This is a genomic window from Rhodopseudomonas sp. BR0C11 (assembly GCF_010820945.1).
GTDB classification, from domain to species: domain Bacteria; phylum Pseudomonadota; class Alphaproteobacteria; order Rhizobiales; family Xanthobacteraceae; genus Rhodopseudomonas; species Rhodopseudomonas palustris_H.
Genome location: NZ_QTKI01000069.1, coordinates 1 through 16,026, shown reverse-complemented (window position 1 = coordinate 16,026; position 16,026 = coordinate 1). Strand labels below are relative to the sequence as shown.

The window sequence follows — 16,026 nt, the reverse complement described above, 5'->3', positions numbered from 1 at the left end:
TCCTCGAACCGCACGGTGCCGGCTTCGACCGCCAGCGGCTTGGCACCGGCGCGATCCTCGACCTCCGGCTTTCGCGACAGCACCGCGAACATCTTCTCGATGTCGATGATCGCCTGCTTGATCTCGCGATACACCATGCCCATGAAGTTCAGCGGCTGATACAGCTGAATCATCATCGCATTGATCATCACGAAGTCGCCGACGGTGTTGCTGCCGTTGCGGACGCCCGAGGCGCACATCAGCATCGTCGCGGTCAGACCGAAGGTGAAGATCACCGCCTGCCCGGCATTGAGAACCGCCAGCGAGGTGTAGGTCGCGACGCTGGCGTCCTCGTAGTGACGCATCGACCTGTCGTAGCGGTTCGCCTCGCGCTCCTCGGCGCCGAAATACTTCACCGTCTCGTAGTTGAGCAGCGAGTCGATCGCCTTCTGGTTGGCGTCGCTGTCGGAATCGTTCATGCGGCGGCGGATGCCGATCCGCCACTCGGTCGCCTTGTAGGTGTACAGCATGTAGAACACCACGGTGACCATCACGACCGCGACGTAGCGCCAGTCGAACTGCCACAGCAGCACCGCCATCACCAGCGACAGCTCGATGATCGTCGGCACCAGCTGCAGGATCACCATCCGCACGATCACTTCGATGCCGAGCCGGCCGCGCTCCAGAACGCGGGTCAGACCGCCGGTCTTGCGCTCGAGGTGAAACCGCAGCGACAGATCGTGCATGTGCACGAAGGTCCGGTACGCCAGCTTGCGCACCGCGTGCATCGCGACCTTGGCGAAGATGCCGTCACGCCATTGCGTCAGCACCGCCATCAGGGCACGGACCAGGCCGTAGCTCGCAGTCAGCGCAAGCGGCGACGCGATCAGCCACAGCGTCCAGTTCGACGGCTCGATCGGTGCGGTATCGGCACCGGTAAGTGCGTCGGTCGCCCATTTGAAGGTGAAGGGGACGATCAGCGTCGCCGCCTTGGCGGCGATCAGCAGCACGATCGACCACACCACCCGCATCTTCAGATCGGACCGGTCACCGGGCCAGATATACGGCCACAGATGCATCAGGGTGCCGCCGAGCGTCGCCTTCTGTGCGATCTTGTCTTCTGGAATCGCGACAGGAGAGCCGCTGCTCGAATGCGAGTGTGGGTGAGCCATCAAAGCTGCCTGAAAAGGTCCGCGGAGCCGAATCCATGCTCGCGAACGACATCGTCCATAGGGTCCGCCTTCATATAGTGTTTCGTTCCCGCCGTGCACCCTGAGATGCGATTCTTTGCGTCATAACAGACTGTTGCAACGGCATGGCGGTGGTCGTCTTGACGCTGTCATCCCGCGGTGCCACATCCGCCACCATGAGCAAGATCAAGACCGTCTGCGTCTATTGCGGCTCCGGCCCCGGCAGTAACCCCCGATTTCTCGAAGCGGCGACAGCCTTCGGCAAGGAACTCGCCGAGCACGGCGTCGGGCTGGTGTACGGCGGCGGCGCGATCGGTCTGATGGGCGCGGTGGCCAACGCGGTGCTCGATCACGGCGGTACGGTCACCGGCATCATTCCCGGCTTTCTCAGCTCTAAAGAGATCGCGCTCGACCGCGTCTCGGAGCTGATCGTCACCGAGGACATGCACGAGCGGAAGCGGCTGATGTTCGAGCGCTCGGACGCCTTCGTAGCATTACCAGGCGGCATCGGAACGCTCGAAGAACTCGTCGAGCAGATGACTTGGCAACAGCTCGGCCGTCACACCAAGCCGATCCTGATCGCTGACATCGACGGCTTCTGGCAGCCGTTGCTCGAACTGCTGGCGCATATGCGAACCACCGCCTTCATCCGCCCCAACCTCGCGGTCGAGATACTGAAGGCCGACAAGGTCGAAGACATCCTGCCGAAGCTGCAAGCCGCCTCGGCGCCGCAGCCCACGCGTGCGATGCCACCCGAGATTGCCGATCGGCTCTAGCTTTCGCACTGCTGTTTTGAGCCGTTGCTAACCATAGCCGCAGCCGTTCACGCTGCCGGTGCGCGCAACGCGATCATTCGCTTCGCCCGATAAACCTTCACGATCTAAGTGGTAGGCCCGAGTTGAGGCGGCGCAGGGTCGCGCCTAGCGTCGCACCGCAACAAACCTCGAGTCGAGTCTGCCATGTCTCATTCCAGCGGCCGCGCCGCCAAGACCCTCGCTGTTCTCGCCGCGTCCGCTCTGGTCGTGATCGGAGGTGCGGCGCTGTGGATCATCCAGCCGCCCGCCGTCGATGCCAAGCTCAAGGCTCTCGACGCCAAGGCCGATCCCGAGTTGATCAAGCGCGGCGAGTACATCGCGCGCGCCGGTGATTGCGTCGCCTGTCACACCGCGCCAGGCGGCACATCAATGGCCGGCGGCCTGAAACTCGACACACCGTTCGGCAGCCTGTGGTCGACCAACATCACGCCCGATCGCGCGACCGGCATCGGCAGTTGGTCGTTCGGCGAGTTCGACCGCGCGATGCGCAAAGGCGGCGACGGGCACAATTTGTATCCGGCGATGCCGTATCCGTCCTACGCCAAGATCAGCAGCGACGACATGGTGGCGCTGTGGGCGTATCTGACCCAGGGCCTCGCGCCGGTCGCTCAGGCCAATCGCACGCCGCAGATGAGCTTCCCGTTCAACATGCGGGTCGGGCTGGCATTCTGGAACGTCGCCTTCCTCGACGCATCGCCGTTCAAGCCGGAGCCAAACCAGGACGCGGTGTGGAATCGCGGCGCCTATCTGGTGCAGGGCCTCGGTCATTGCGGCGCCTGCCACACTCCGCGCGGCATCGCCTTCCAGGAAAAGGCTATGAGCGATGCCGGGCCGAACGGCCGCGACTATCTCGCCGGCGCCAAGGTCGAACATTGGAATGCGCTGAACCTGCGCGGACTGTGGACCGTGCCTGACACCGTGCAAATGCTGAAGACCGGCCAGAACCGCTTCGCCACGGCGGCGGGCGGCATGACCGACGTGATCCGGCATTCAACCCAGCACATGACCGATCAGGATCTCACCGCGATCGCCACCTACCTGAAGGCGCTGCCGACCGATCGGCCGGAGCCCGCGGTCGCCGTGGCCGAAGTGCCGGCGTCGACCTACACGACGGCCGGCGGCCTCGGCTACACGCAGTTCTGCGCCGACTGCCATCGCGCCGACGGCGCCGGTGTCCCGGGCGTATTCCCGCCGCTCGCGGGCAACCCGACGATCGCCGCCAAGGATCCGGCGACGCTGGTGCACATCACCCTCACCGGCTGGCAGACGACAGCCACCACCGCACATCCGCGGGTGTGGACGATGCCGTCGTTTGCGCGCCTGAATGATCGCGAGATCGCCGATATCCTCAGCTTCGTGCGCACCAATTGGGGCGGCAACGCCAGTGCCGTCACCGCCGAGCAGATCACGGCAGCTCGCTCCGCGCTCGATCCCAAGATCGATAGCTCGCGGTTCGAGACACCGCGGATCGCCGATATCCTGTCGCAGCCGAACGCCGAGCAGCTGGTGCGCGGCATGCGGCTGAACGCCGAAACCCACACGCTGCTGCCGAACAATGTCGGCAACGACCTGAATTGCAGTTCGTGTCACCTCAACGCCGGCACCGTCGCCGACGGCAGTCCCTATGTCGGCGTCGCAGCGTTCTTCCCCAGCTACGCGCCGCGCGCCGGCCGCGTCATCACGCTGGAGGACCGCATCAATGGCTGCTTCCTGCGTTCGATGAACGGCAAGCCGCTGCCGGTCGACGGCCCCGACATGAAGGCGATGGTCGCGTATTTCGACTGGATGCAAGGCTCGACCAAGCCGGAGGACAAGGTCGCCGGCCGCGGTGTCGGCAAGGTCGATCAGTCACTGGTGCCGAACCTCGACCACGGCAAGGAAATCTACACGGCGCGCTGCGCGGTGTGTCACGGCGACAATGGCGAAGGGCTGAAGGACGCCGCCGGTCGCACGGTGTATCCGCCGCTGTGGGGACCGCGCTCGTTCAATATCGGCGCCGGCATGGCCCGCACCTACACGGCGGCCGCCTTCGTCAAGCGCAACATGCCGATCGCGAGTCACAACAAATTCCCGCTCGGCCAGGGTGAGCTGTCCGATCAGGAAGCCGTCGATGTCGCGGCGTACTTCACCCAGATGGAACGGCCGGACTTCCCCGGCAAGGTGAAGGACTGGCCGAAGGACCCGAAGCCGAAAGACGCGCGCTACTGATCGCAGCGCCGCAACGGCCTCCCATCAACGTCCCCCGACCACCGGGCCGGGGTCGAAGATCTTGCCGGGGTTGAGAATGCCCTTGGGATCGAGCGCCTGCTTCAGCGTCCGCATCAGCGCGATCTCATTGGCGCTGCGGCTGACGTAGAGATACGGCTTCTTTTCCAGGCCGATGCCGTGCTCGGCCGACACCGAGCCGTTGCAGGCGGCAAGCGGCCGATACACCAAGGCTTCGACCTTGGGCCGCAGCGCCAGATACTCCATCGGCTTGACCTGCACGACGACGTGCAGATTGCCGTCGCCGAGATGGCCGAAGATCCACAGCCGGTGCTCGCCGATTTCGCTTTCCAGCGTCTCCCGCAGCGTTTCGGCATAGCCTTCCATCGCCGCGATCGGCAGCGAGACGTCGAACACGATCGGCAGGCCGCCCTGCAGTACCTGGCCGACATCGTCGCGGAGCGCCCAGAACGAGCGGCAATCCTCTTCCGACTGAGCGATCGCCGCATCCGCGATCAGGCCGGATTCCAGCGCGGCCTCCATCGCCGCATTGAAGCGCTGGCTGTCGAGGTCGAGATCGGAGCCCTGGCTTTCGACCAGCACGTAGTAAACGTGGTCCTGCCCGATCGGCGGCCGCCCCTTGGCTGGCGGGCTGGTGACCAGCCGATAGAACGACTGCCACATCACTTCAAAGGCCGACAGCGTGCCGCCGAGCGCGCGGTCGCAGTGCTTCAGGAACTTCGCCACCGCATCGAAGCCGTCGAGGCCGACGAACGCCATGTTGGTCGCAAGCGGCTTTTCGCGCAGCCGCAACACCAGCCGCGTGATGACGCCGAGCGTGCCTTCCGAGCCGATGAACAGCTGCTTGAGGTCGTAGCCGGCGTTGTTCTTGATCAGATGGTTGAGCGACGACAGCACGGTGCCGTCGGCGAGCACCACTTCGAGACCGAGGATCATCTCGCGCGTCATGCCGTAGCGGATCACGCGGTTGCCGCCGGCGTTGGTGGCGGCATTGCCGCCGAGCGTGGCGGTGCCGCGCGAGCCGAGATCGAGCGGAAACGCCAGATCGTGCTTGTCGACCTCTTCCTGCAGCGCCTGCAGCGGCACGCCGGCCTGAACTACGGCGGTGCGCTGCTTCGGGTCGATCTCCTCGATCGTGCGCATCCGCTCCAGCGACAGGATCACTTCGCTGGGTTCGGCATCGGCGCCGTGAACGAGGCCGGTCAGGCCGCCGTGCGTGACGACGTGAACGCCATTGGCGTGGCACCAACGCAGGATCTCCGACACCTGCTGCGTCGAGGTCGGCCGCACCAGCGCCGCGGCCTTCAACGTATCGAACCGATAGGTGCCGGCGGAGCGCTTCGACAGCTCGGCGGCCTCGAGCACGCCGCCGTCGCCGACGATGGTGCGGAGTGTGCCGACGATATCCAGGGTCATCGGCCGCTCCCTCAGATCAAGGCTTCGATCAGCCGCGGGCCGCGCTGACTCATCGCCGAAGCGTATTGCGCGGAGAATTCCTCGGCGGTGGTGGCGCGGCTGGCTTCGACGCCGAGGCCTTCGGCGATCTTCATCCAGTTCATCTCCGGATTGTGCAGATCGAGCATCGACAGCGCATTGGCGCCGGCGCCGGAGGCACCGACCCGCTGCAGCTCGATATTGAGGATCGCGTAGGAGCGATTGGCGTAGATCACCACGGTGACGTCGAGCTTCTCGCGCGCCATCGTCCACAGCGCCTGCATCGTATAGGCGGCACCGCCGTCGCCATGCGGACACACCACCTTGCGGTCGGGCGCCGCGATTGCCGCGCCGATCGCGAGCGGCAGCCCCTGCCCGATCGAGCCGCCGGTCAGTGGCAGATGGGTGTGCGGCCGCGCCTTCGGCAGGATCATCTGGAACGGCAGGCCGGAGGTGTTGGCCTCCTCGGCGTAGATCGCGTGGTCGGGCGTGAGATGCGCGATCGCCTGCGCGACGCCGAGCGAATTGAGCTTGCCCTTCGGCAGATCGGGCAACACCAGTTGAGTCCGAGCCGCGGGCTCGGCCGGCGCGTCGACCGCGGCGGCGAGATCCTTCACCGCCTGCGCGCCATCTTCATGCGGCTGCGCCAGATAATCGATCAGGCAGCCTTCCGGGGAGCCCCAGCTCGGCTTGCCGGGATAGGCGAAGAACGACACCGGCGGCTTCGAACCGACCAGGATCAGTTGCTCGACGTCTTTGAGGAACGCGGTGATCTGCTCCGAGAAATACGGAATGCGTTCGAGCGGCACGCGGCCGGCGCCGAGTTCGGTTTGCGGCGCGAAGGTGTCGCACAGCAGCCGGACGCCGGTCTTGGCGGCGACCCGACCGGCCGCCTCCAGCGCCTCGCCGAGCAGCGCCTGACCGCGCAGCAGCAGTGCCGACTTCTTGCCGTTCGAGAGCAGCTTGGCGATCGCCTCGACGGTGTCGGCCGCAACCTTGGCCGGGCCGATCTCCGGCAGCTTGTGCGCCGCGCGCGCGGCCGGATTCCAGGCCACGTCCGCCGGCATGATCAGCGTGGCGATGCCGCCCGGCGCCGCGCTAGCCGCCTGCACCGCGCGCGCCGTATCGCTCGCCACCGCGCCGGCGCTCTTGGACTCATGGATCCAGCTCGACACCGGCCGGGCGAAGCCGGCGATGTCGGAAGTCAGCGGCGCGTCGTATTGAAGGTGATAAGCGGCGTGGTCGCCGACGATGTTGACGATCGGCGTCGCGGCGCGGCGGGCGTTGTGCAGATTGGCAAGGCCGTTGGCGAGGCCGGGGCCGAGATGCAGCAGGTTCACCGCCGGCTTGCCGGCGATCCGGCCGTAGCCATCGGCGGCGCCGGTGACCACGCCCTCGAACAGGCATAGCACCGGCCGCATTCCGCTGACCGAATCCAGCGCCGCGACAAAGTGCATTTCCGAGGTGCCAGGATTGGCGAAACATACTTCGACGCCGCAATTTACCAGCGTCTGAACGACCGATTGCGCCCCATTGATTCCGTCCACGAGCATTCCCCCTACGGCCGGCGTGAATCCGCCAGGCTACGACCTGTTTGGGGGATATGTTGTCAGCGCTGCGCGGCGATGACAACCGCGCTCAGGGCATTGTTCTCTCGTCATTGCGAGGAGCGAAGCGACGAAGCAATCCAGCTCGATGCACGGAGCTGGATTGCTTCGCCTTCGGCTCGCAATGACGGGGAAACGACTAGGCAGAATTATACCGGCGCGTTCGACTGCACCAGCTTGTAGACGACCGAATCCATCAGCGCTTGGAACGACGCGTCGATGATGTTCGGCGACACGCCGATCGTGGTCCAGCGCCGGCCGTCCTCGTCCTCGCTCTCGATCAGCACCCGAGTCACGGCCTCGGTACCGCCATTGAGGATACGGACGCGGTAGTCGACCAGCTTCAGGCCCTCGATGTACTTCTGGTACTTGCCGAGATCCTTGCGCAACGCGACGTCGAGCGCGTTGACCGGGCCGTTGCCTTCGGCGGCCGAGATCAGCGTCTCGCCGTCGACCTCGACCTTGATCACCGCCATCGCCACCGTCACGCGCTGACCGTGCGAGTTGTAGCGCTGCTCGACATTGACGTCGAACTTATCGACCCGGAAGAACTCCGGCACGGTGCCGAGCGTGCCGCGGGCGAGCAGATCGAACGAAGCATTGGCCGACTCGTAAGCGTAGCCGGCCGCTTCCCGCTCCTTCAGCTTCTCGACCAGCCGCGACAGGCGCGGATCATCGCGGTCGAACTGGATGTTGGTGCGCGCCAGCTCGGCCAGTACGTTCGACTTGCCGGCCTGATCCGACACCAGCACCTTCCGATGATTGCCGATCGACTCTGGCGGCACATGCTCATAGGTCTGCGGATCCTTCAGCACCGCCGAGGCATGGATGCCGGTCTTGGTGACGAAGGCGCTGCCGCCGACGTAAGGCGCGTGCGGATTGGGGGCGCGGTCGAGGATGTTGTCGAGCGCGCGTGACACCTGAACCAGGCTCGCCAGCTTGTCGTCGGAGACGCCGATCTCGAACTTGTCGGCGAACTCCTTCTTCAGCTTCAGCGTCGGGATCATCGAGCACAGATTGGCGTTGCCGCAACGCTCGCCGAGGCCGTTCAGCGTGCCCTGGATCTGCCGCGCGCCGGCCCGCACCGCGGCGAACGAGTTCGCCACCGCCTGCTCGGTGTCGTTATGGGCGTGGATGCCGACATGCGCGCCCGGGATGTGCTTGACCACCTCGCCGACAATCGCCTCGACCTCGTCCGGCATGGTGCCGCCATTGGTATCGCACAGCACGACCCAGCGTGCGCCGGACTCATACGCCGCCTTGGCACACTGTAGCGCGAACTCCGGATTGGCTTTGTAGCCATCGAAAAAGTGCTCGCAATCGACCAGCACTTCGCGGCCCTTCTCCTTGGCGAGCGAAACGCTGTCGCGGATCGAGGCGATGTTCTCGTCGTTGGTGGTCTCGAGCGCGACCCGGACCTGATACTCCGACGATTTGGCGACGAAGCAGATCGCATCCGCCTTGGCGTCGAGCAGCATCGCGATGCCGGGATCGTTAGAGGCCGAGCGGCCGGGCCGCCGGGTCATGCCGAACGCCGCGAAGGTGGCGCGCTCGAGGTTCTGCTCCGCGCCGAAGAATTCGGTATCGAGCGGATTGGCGCCCGGATAGCCGCCTTCGACATAGTCGATGCCGAGATCGTCGAGCAGCGAAGCGATCAGCTTCTTATCGTGCAAGGTGAAGTCGACGCCGTTGGTCTGGGCGCCGTCGCGCAGCGTGGTGTCGTACAGATAGAGACGTTCGCGGCTCATGAGGAGGCTCCGGGCGCGGCGGCATCCGCCAGCGACTTTGTCATCGTGGTGTTGGCGAGCCATTCGCCATTGATCGAAACGGTGTTTCGCTGCTTGGCGACGTAGCCGCGCTTGGCGAAGAATTCGGCGGCGTTGTCGCTGGCGTCGACGGTGAGGATCAGTGCGCCACGCGCGCCGGCGAGCTTCTCCAGCGCGTCGATCAGCGTCGCGCCGACGTCGCGGCCGACGTAGTCGGGATGCACGAACAGCATGTCGATGTGATCGGGCACCTTCAGCGAGGCAAAGCCGACCGGCACGCCCTGCAGCGTCGCGATCAGCGTCAGCTGACCGGCCAGACGCGCGGCGAACTTGGCTTCGTCGTCGGCCGCCGAGGCCCATGCCTCGCGCTGCTCCTCGCTATAGTCATCGGCGGCGAGCTGCTCGATCGACGCCGCGAAGATGGCCGCGGCGACCGCGGCATCCTCGGGCAGATACGGCCGCAGCGCGGGCCCTGCGCGCGTGCTCATCACCAGAACCCGTACAGCTTCAGCACCAGCGCGGTGGCGCCGGCCAGCAGCGCGATCTTGATCGCGATGTAGTACAGCCAATGCTTCGGAAACGGCGTATCAGGCCGCCCCGTCGGCTTCTGCTCGGTCATCGTGAAGACTCCTTAATCGCCGACGCAAGGACCCTATCGTTCGTCATTCCGGGCTTGCGCTGCGCGCGCCCCGAGATGACGGGGCGAGGCAGCGCACCACCACACACACCGACGTCATGCGCGGGCTCGACCCGCGCATCCATCATCGAAACAACGGCTGCGTCGTTTGTTCGATGGATGGCCGGGTCAAGCCCGGCCATGACGACCATGGAAAAGACACTCACCGCGCCAGCTCCCATGTCGTCACCGGCTTGCCGTCGGCGTCCTTGCCGTCCTTCAGCACCACGCCCATCGCGGCGAGTTCGTCGCGGATGCGGTCGGACTCTTTCCAGTCTTTATTCGCGCGGGCCACGGTGCGGGCTTCGATCAGCGACTTCGCGGTCGCATCGAGATCGACCGGAGCGCGGACCACCGGATTGATCCCCAGCAGCTGCATCGCGCCGCGGAGTTCATCGGCCTTGCCGGCGCGGCGTAGCGCGTGCAGCTCGGCGATCATCTTCGGCGTGTTGAGGTCGTCGGTCAGCGCGGCGATGACTTCGTCGCACCGCGCGGGCGTCGCATCCTTGGTGAAGTCCGACCAGTCGAGGATCGCCTTCTCGGCTTCGTTGAGCGCGTCGGCAGTCCAGTCGATCGGTTGCCGATAATGCGTCTTCAGCATCGCCAGCCGCAGCGTCGCACCGTCCCACGACCGGCCGCCGAACTTGTTCGTCGCCAGCAGCTCGCGGATGGTGATGAAGTTGCCGAGGCTCTTCGACATCTTCTCGCCTTCGACCTGCAGGAAGCCGTTGTGCATCCAGGTCTGCGCCATGCGCGAGGTGTGGAAGGCGCAGCAGCTCTGCGCGACTTCGTTCTCGTGGTGCGGAAAGACCAGATCGATGCCGCCGCCATGGATGTCGAAGGTCTCGCCCAAGTGCTTCCACGACATCGCCGAGCACTCGATGTGCCAGCCCGGGCGTCCCGGCGCGGCGATGCCAGCCGGCGACGGCCATGACGGCTCGCCGGGCTTCGACGGCTTCCACAACACGAAGTCGGTGGCGTCGCGCTTATAGGGCGCGACATCGACGCGGGCGCCGGCGATCATCTCGTCGAGCGAACGGTTGGCGAGCGATCCGTAGCGCGGCAGCACGCCATTGGCGGCGTTCATCGCGCTCGGCGAGAACAGCACGTGGTCTTGCTCGACATAGGCGAAGCCGCCGGCGACCAGCTTTTCGATGATGCTGCGCATCTCGCCGATATGTTCGGTGGCGCGCGGCTCGACGGTCGGCCGCAGGCAACCCAGCGCATCGACGTCGTCGTGGAATTGCCGCTCGGTCTGCTCGGTGACCTTGCGGATGGCCTCGTTCAGCGGCAGGCCGGGATAGTCGCGCGCGGCGCGGTCGTTGATCTTGTCGTCGACGTCGGTGATGTTGCGGACGTATTTGACGTGGGCCTCGCCATAGAGATGGCGCAGCAGCCGAAACAGCACGTCGAACACGATCACCGGCCGGGCGTTGCCGATATGGGCGAAGTCGTAGACCGTCGGGCCGCAGACATACATCCGCACATTGGCCGGATGGAGCGGCGTGAACGGCCGCTTGTCCCGCGTCAGCGTATCGTAAAGGCGTAATTCCATGGATACCCGTCCCCTGCGGCCGGGCGTCCAGTGCTCTCGATAGGAGAAAAGACGGCCTCAGCCAGCGTGTCAGCTAGCTAATAATCTCGCAGCGAATGCAAATGGCGAGGAAACCGTTCATCGCCGCACCATGGCGACCGCCCTCGAAGCCGTCAAGTCCGTCGATCGCCGGAGGACATCGTTCTTTTCGGCGGCGAATCGAGTGGTCGTCCGCGCGGGTCCACCGAAGGCGAGCTACGCTCGTGTCATCCAGGCGCCGCCCCCCAGCCCCCACAAACCGCCCTGCTCGGCCGATTTTGGCCATGATCGGCGCCTAGCCCACGCTCCGGCCACTATGGTTAACGTTTTTTAACCCTTTTCAGGGTACGGACGGGGGTCATCCCCTCGTTCCTGGTGCAGCATGAAACTGATTCCTGCCCTCTTTGCCGGCGCGGCGCTGTTTGCGGCGACGGCGGCTTATGCCGACAGCCGGGTCTTCATCGTCGCCAACCAGCCGGACGGCTACGGCATCGACCTGTGCCTTGCCCGCGGCGAAAAATGCGGCGCCCCGGCGGCGGCGGCCTACTGCCAGTCGCGCGAATTCGCCCAAGCGGTCGCCTATCGCCGGGTCGACCCGGACGAAATCACCGGCGCGGTGCCGAAAGCCAGCAGCTCGGCCTGCGCCCACGGGGTCTGCAACGAATACGTCGCGATCACCTGCCAGCGCTGAAAAGCCACGCCGGATCAGCGGGGATCGCCACAGTGACGCCCCGGAAACGACGTGACCCTGCCGAAAGAAGCGGCTAAGAAATGGTCAACGTCGCGGTTACAACGGGATCGTTCCGCGGCCCCGATCGCGCGGATTTGCTGGATGTGATTCGGCGGATCGCCGGCATCACCCGCTCGGATTCCTGAATGCCCGACATGTTCGATAACGCCACCCGTTTCCGCTGGCTGGCCGGCGCCTTGATCGTCGCCGCCACGTCGCTGACCTCCGCAGCGTTCGCCCAGCAAGGCTATCCGTCGTCGCAAGGCTACAATCCGCCGGGCTACCAGCAGGCGCCCGCCGCCGGCCAACCGGGCGCTCCCGCCGCCAATCCGATGTGCCCGCGGCTGGAAGCGCAGCTCGCCTCGATCGACCGCGGCAGCATGGATCCGGCCCGCGCCGACCAGATCCGCCGGTTCGAAGACGCCGCCGCCCGCCAGCAGGCCGAGCTCGACCGCGTCAGCATGCAGGCGAAGCGGATGGGCTGCGAAAGCTCCGGGTTCTTCTCGCTGTTCAGCGGCCAGTCGGCGCAATGCGGTCCGGTCAACAGCCAGATCCAGCAGATGCGCGGCAATCTCGACCAGATGAACTCGTCGCTGGAGCGGCTGCGCAGCGGCGGCCCGGGCGGCAACGATCGCGAGAACCAGCGCCGCTCGGTGATCCTGGCGCTGGCGCAGAACAATTGCGGCCCGCAATACGCCGCGGCCGCGCAGCAGAGCGGCGGCCTGCTCAACAACCTGTTTAACGGCGGCAACGCCGGTGCCCCCGGCGTCGGCGTGCCGGGCACCGACTACGGCAGCACCGAGGGCGGCACCTACCGCACCGTCTGCGTCCGCACCTGCGACGGTTATTACTTCCCGATCTCGTTCGCCACCGTGCCGAGCCGGTTCGGCGACGACGAGCGAACCTGCAAGAGCCTGTGCCCCGCGTCCGAAGCGTCGCTGTACGCGTACCGCAATCCCGGCCAGGACATGAACCAGGCGGTGTCGATCAACGGCCAGCCCTACAGCTCGCTGCCGAACGCTTTCCGCTATCGCCAGGAGTTCAACCCGTCCTGCACCTGCAAGCCGGCGAACCAGACCTGGGCCGATGCGATGAAGGGCGTCGATGACCGCTCGGCCGCCGAGCACGGCGACATCATCGTCACCGAAGAGAGCGCCAAGCGCATGGCGCTGCCGCCGGCCCAGCGCGCCGCCGCCAAGAACGGCGCCAAGGCCGCTCCGGCGACCAACAACACACCCGCCTCCCCGCCCGCGGCCGCGTCGAACGACCCCGGCAAGATCCGCAGCGTCGGCCCGACCTTCCTACCGAAGGCGCAGTAACAGCCGTTCCACTCAAGCAGGCGTGCCCGCGCTTAGCGCGTCGCGTGTCCAAGCCAAAAGAGGCTGCCGAAACGGCGGCCTCTTTTGCGTAAAGTCTCAGGCCGGACTGGCCAGCGGCTTGCCCTTTTCGACGATGTAGTTGACCATCAGCCGCGTTTTGCTCGACGACGGCTTGCCGCCGGCATGCGGGGTGTTGGGCGGCACCTGGAACGCATCGCCGGCCTTCGCTGTCTTGGTCGGCTGCCCTTCGATCGGAAGTTCGATTTCGCCTTCCATCACATAGGTCGACTCGATACCAGGATGAGTATGGCGGCCGACGGTCGCTCCGGCATCGAGCGTCACGTCCATGATGATGGTCTCATAGCCCACCGCCGGGCCATCGGTGCGGCTCAAGACCTTGCGCGTAACGCCGTTCGCCGTGGTCGCGGCCGCACCTTGCGCAAACGCTTCGGTCGCCCCGAACCCCGCAATGCTGCAGATCGCACAGCCTGCGACTGCCGCAAATCCTCTCCGTGTCAGCATGACGTTCCTCCATAATCCACCCGTCTGCGCGGGCGTGGGGAAAGTCTGGCAGAGACCAAGGTTATTGGGAAGGAAGTTCTACCAAGTAGTCGCGTCGGCTGCCGAGCTTCCTGATATCCTCTATCGACGATATAGTGGTGATATTCATCACGCGCCGGAGGCCGCAGGTGACATCCCGGACCGCCAAAATCTTCACGACCGGCGACGGTCAGACGGTCGAGCTGCCAGCGGAGTTTCGCTTCGAGGGCAGCGTCACGCTCGCTCCGCTCGACATGATGATTGCCGCGCATGCGGCGGCCACCCACACGACGCTGGTGACGCGGGACAAGACTCTCAGCCGCGTACCTTCGCCATTGCGTATCGGAATTTGGACGGAGAGTAGTCGAGGGTCGGTCGACGACACCCGAATGCGCTCGGTTCATCGGCGAAAGCGGTCTCAAGCTCATAGTTGCGGCACGACCGCTGAGGGCCACAAGCGGACCGCGTCGCTTCCAATTTGAGCGCAGAGTGGCGTTTCTTTAATGTCGGATGAGCGACACTCCGCACGGACAAGAGAGGCATTGGTTAAGCCATCCGGCAATCATCGTTTCGGAAAAGTCTCTATGAGCTCGGTGGCTAGGTTGCCAAGATCGGGATAGATGTCGCCGCGACGAAGACCCAAGGTAAAAAGTTCATCGGCTATTTGCCTTGCGTGTCCTGCCGGTATTTCAATCGGAAACAGAAACTCTGATTGATCCTTGCGCGTATTCAAGGCGGACCGGCTTGAGTGGATAGTGAAGCAGCCTTGCTGCACAAAAATACGCATATCTACATCGTGCGCCATCACAGCGAGGATCTTCTCTGGCTCGATTACGTCGTCGCGAAATGCTGGAATTATAAGCGAATCGCACATTCGGGAATTGATCGACGGAGTGAGTCGTCCCACTCCATTAAAGTTTTCGATTTCATTAAGTCGATGAGGATCGAGCACCCAAAGAACTGAGCTTTCCGGCTCTACTTTGGTATCCTCGAACAAATAAGACATGGCGAAGTAGAGCGCCACGAGTGGAGACCTGCTCCAGTCCATCAATCGGGTAGGCAGTCCGTAATGGCGCATCAAGCTGATCCAGTGAGCAAAGTCGCCGTAGCGCGGAGCATTCGTGATGCGAATAGCGGCGCGTGATCGAAACCGATGCGCAAAGTTTCGTTCATCGTCTGGTTGATAATCTCGCCAAATCGTCGGCTGAACGTCCCAGCTTGCCTTCCGGTGTCCCCGATACCAAAGAATATGGCCCGCCGGCGTATGAAAGCGCTCCACAAGGACATTGATCAGTTCGCCGATGGAGCGAACCACAACTGGATCAACTCTCGAATTAATTCTATCCGGCATAAAATACTTCCCGTTCATACAGCTAGGGCGTGTACTCATAACCGAGGCACGCAATGTGCGCTATGCATCTGATAGCGGCCCGCAATCGGAATGTCGCAGAGAGCGGAAATTCGCGGGGGGTATCGGGGTCCGGTCAATTGCCGTCCTCAGCAACCGATCCTGCCGCGTCCGCTCCCGAGAGCGCCGACGCGATCCGCAGTCGATTGGCTATCGACACACTTAGCGGCTCAGCAACTGCACGTTGACTACCCCGAACGCGCGACGCTTGCGAAAGCGTCGGCTGTCCGCGCGCCCGCAACTTCCCCCTACCCCTCGAACGCCTCACTCGACGCCCGTCCACTCCGCGTCACCAGCGTCTCGTCCGGCACGGGCAGCGCTTCCGCCTTGTCGCGAAACCGGTTGGTGATCGGATAGCGCCTGTCCCGCCCGAAGTTCTTGCGCGTCACCTTGACGCCCGGCGCCGCTTGGCGGCGCTTGTACTCCGCGATGTTCAGGAGGCGGTCGATGCGGACGACGGTGTCTTTGTCGAAGCCTTCGGCGACGATGCTGGCGAGCGGCTCCTCGCGTTCGACCAGCCGTTCGAGGATGGCGTCGAGCACGTCGTAAGGCGGCAGCGAATCCTGGTCGGTCTGGTTCTCGCGCAGCTCCGCGGTCGGCGGGCGGATGATGATGCTTTCGGGGATCACCTCGCCGTCCGGGCCGAGCGCGTCGTCCGGCTTCCAGCGGTTGCGCAACGATGACAGCCGGAACACCTGGGTCTTGTAGATGTCCTTGATCGGGTTGAAGCCGCCGTTCATGTCGCCGTACAGCGTGGCGTAGC

Annotated in this window: 16 protein-coding genes; 5 read left to right on the top strand and 11 right to left on the bottom strand. The window is 64.7% G+C overall.

Annotated features, from left to right (window positions below):
* A partial coding sequence (locus DYI24_RS08255) for an ABC transporter transmembrane domain-containing protein (RefSeq protein WP_246701193.1) occupies window positions 1-1,151 on the bottom strand: 1,151 nt, incomplete at its 3' end.
* Window positions 1,152-1,345: 194 nt separating this feature from the next.
* On the opposite strand from DYI24_RS08255, the gene DYI24_RS08250 reads away from it, so the two are divergent.
* A complete protein-coding gene (locus DYI24_RS08250) occupies window positions 1,346-1,945 on the top strand; it encodes an LOG family protein (protein ID WP_107346537.1) in 600 nt (199 codons plus the stop codon).
* Between the two features lie 183 nt (window positions 1,946-2,128).
* Complete coding sequence (locus DYI24_RS08245) at window positions 2,129-4,192, top strand: c-type cytochrome (protein WP_164571947.1); 2,064 nt, start codon at window positions 2,129-2,131, stop codon at window positions 4,190-4,192.
* 24 nt (window positions 4,193-4,216) lie between these two features.
* On the opposite strand, the gene DYI24_RS08240 is transcribed toward DYI24_RS08245, so the two are convergent.
* From DYI24_RS08240 to cysS, 7 genes are all read right to left on the bottom strand, one after another.
* On the bottom strand, window positions 4,217-5,626 hold the full coding sequence (locus DYI24_RS08240) for an FAD-binding oxidoreductase (RefSeq protein ID WP_164571946.1): 1,410 nt from the start codon (window positions 5,624-5,626) through the stop codon (window positions 4,217-4,219).
* A gap of 11 nt (window positions 5,627-5,637) precedes the next feature.
* Window positions 5,638-7,197 carry an acetolactate synthase large subunit gene (locus tag DYI24_RS08235; protein ID WP_164571945.1) on the bottom strand — a complete coding sequence of 520 codons (1,560 nt, stop codon included), beginning with the start codon at window positions 7,195-7,197 and terminating at the stop codon, window positions 5,638-5,640.
* A 203-nt stretch (window positions 7,198-7,400) separates the two neighbouring features.
* Window positions 7,401-8,999: a citramalate synthase gene (gene cimA / locus DYI24_RS08230; RefSeq protein WP_164571944.1), complete on the bottom strand. Its 1,599-nt coding sequence runs from the start codon at window positions 8,997-8,999 to the stop codon at window positions 7,401-7,403.
* Window positions 8,996-9,505 carry a GNAT family N-acetyltransferase gene (locus DYI24_RS08225; RefSeq protein ID WP_107355171.1) on the bottom strand — a complete coding sequence of 170 codons (510 nt, stop codon included), beginning with the start codon at window positions 9,503-9,505 and terminating at the stop codon, window positions 8,996-8,998. Before DYI24_RS08225 ends, cimA begins: the two co-directional genes overlap by 4 nt.
* Entirely contained in the window at window positions 9,505-9,636 is a 132-nt protein-coding gene (locus DYI24_RS28545) for a hypothetical protein (RefSeq protein WP_011157553.1), read from the bottom strand. The genes DYI24_RS08225 and DYI24_RS28545 overlap by 1 nt, the downstream gene beginning before the upstream one ends.
* Window positions 9,633-9,860 carry a hypothetical protein gene (locus DYI24_RS08220; RefSeq protein WP_164571943.1) on the bottom strand — a complete coding sequence of 76 codons (228 nt, stop codon included), beginning with the start codon at window positions 9,858-9,860 and terminating at the stop codon, window positions 9,633-9,635. Before DYI24_RS08220 ends, DYI24_RS28545 begins: the two co-directional genes overlap by 4 nt.
* Complete coding sequence (cysS, locus tag DYI24_RS08215) at window positions 9,857-11,248, bottom strand: cysteine--tRNA ligase (RefSeq protein ID WP_164571942.1); 1,392 nt, start codon at window positions 11,246-11,248, stop codon at window positions 9,857-9,859. Before cysS ends, DYI24_RS08220 begins: the two co-directional genes overlap by 4 nt.
* A gap of 400 nt (window positions 11,249-11,648) precedes the next feature.
* On the opposite strand from cysS, the gene DYI24_RS08210 reads away from it, so the two are divergent.
* Window positions 11,649-11,957 carry a hypothetical protein gene (locus DYI24_RS08210; protein ID WP_011157551.1) on the top strand — a complete coding sequence of 103 codons (309 nt, stop codon included), beginning with the start codon at window positions 11,649-11,651 and terminating at the stop codon, window positions 11,955-11,957.
* A gap of 185 nt (window positions 11,958-12,142) precedes the next feature.
* Window positions 12,143-13,315 (top strand): DUF2865 domain-containing protein, encoded by a 1,173-nt coding sequence (locus DYI24_RS08205; RefSeq protein ID WP_164571941.1) that lies wholly within the window; start codon window positions 12,143-12,145, stop codon window positions 13,313-13,315.
* A 96-nt stretch (window positions 13,316-13,411) separates the two neighbouring features.
* Here the strand turns inward: DYI24_RS08205 and DYI24_RS08200 are convergent, their stop codons facing one another.
* On the bottom strand, window positions 13,412-13,837 hold the full coding sequence (locus DYI24_RS08200; protein WP_164571940.1) for a cupin domain-containing protein: 426 nt from the start codon (window positions 13,835-13,837) through the stop codon (window positions 13,412-13,414).
* 137 nt (window positions 13,838-13,974) lie between these two features.
* Between DYI24_RS08200 and DYI24_RS28265 the strand changes: the two genes are divergently transcribed.
* A complete protein-coding gene (locus tag DYI24_RS28265) occupies window positions 13,975-14,337 on the top strand; it encodes a PIN domain-containing protein (RefSeq protein WP_349627753.1) in 363 nt (120 codons plus the stop codon).
* An 80-nt stretch (window positions 14,338-14,417) separates the two neighbouring features.
* Here DYI24_RS28265 and DYI24_RS08185 read toward each other — a convergent pair whose 3' ends face one another.
* Together DYI24_RS08185 and nadE are read right to left on the bottom strand one after the other, a co-directional pair.
* Window positions 14,418-15,206 (bottom strand): FRG domain-containing protein, encoded by a 789-nt coding sequence (locus DYI24_RS08185; RefSeq protein WP_164571939.1) that lies wholly within the window; start codon window positions 15,204-15,206, stop codon window positions 14,418-14,420.
* 305 nt (window positions 15,207-15,511) lie between these two features.
* The coding region (gene nadE, locus DYI24_RS08180) for an NAD(+) synthase (protein WP_164571938.1) at window positions 15,512-16,026 on the bottom strand (515 nt) is incomplete at its 5' end.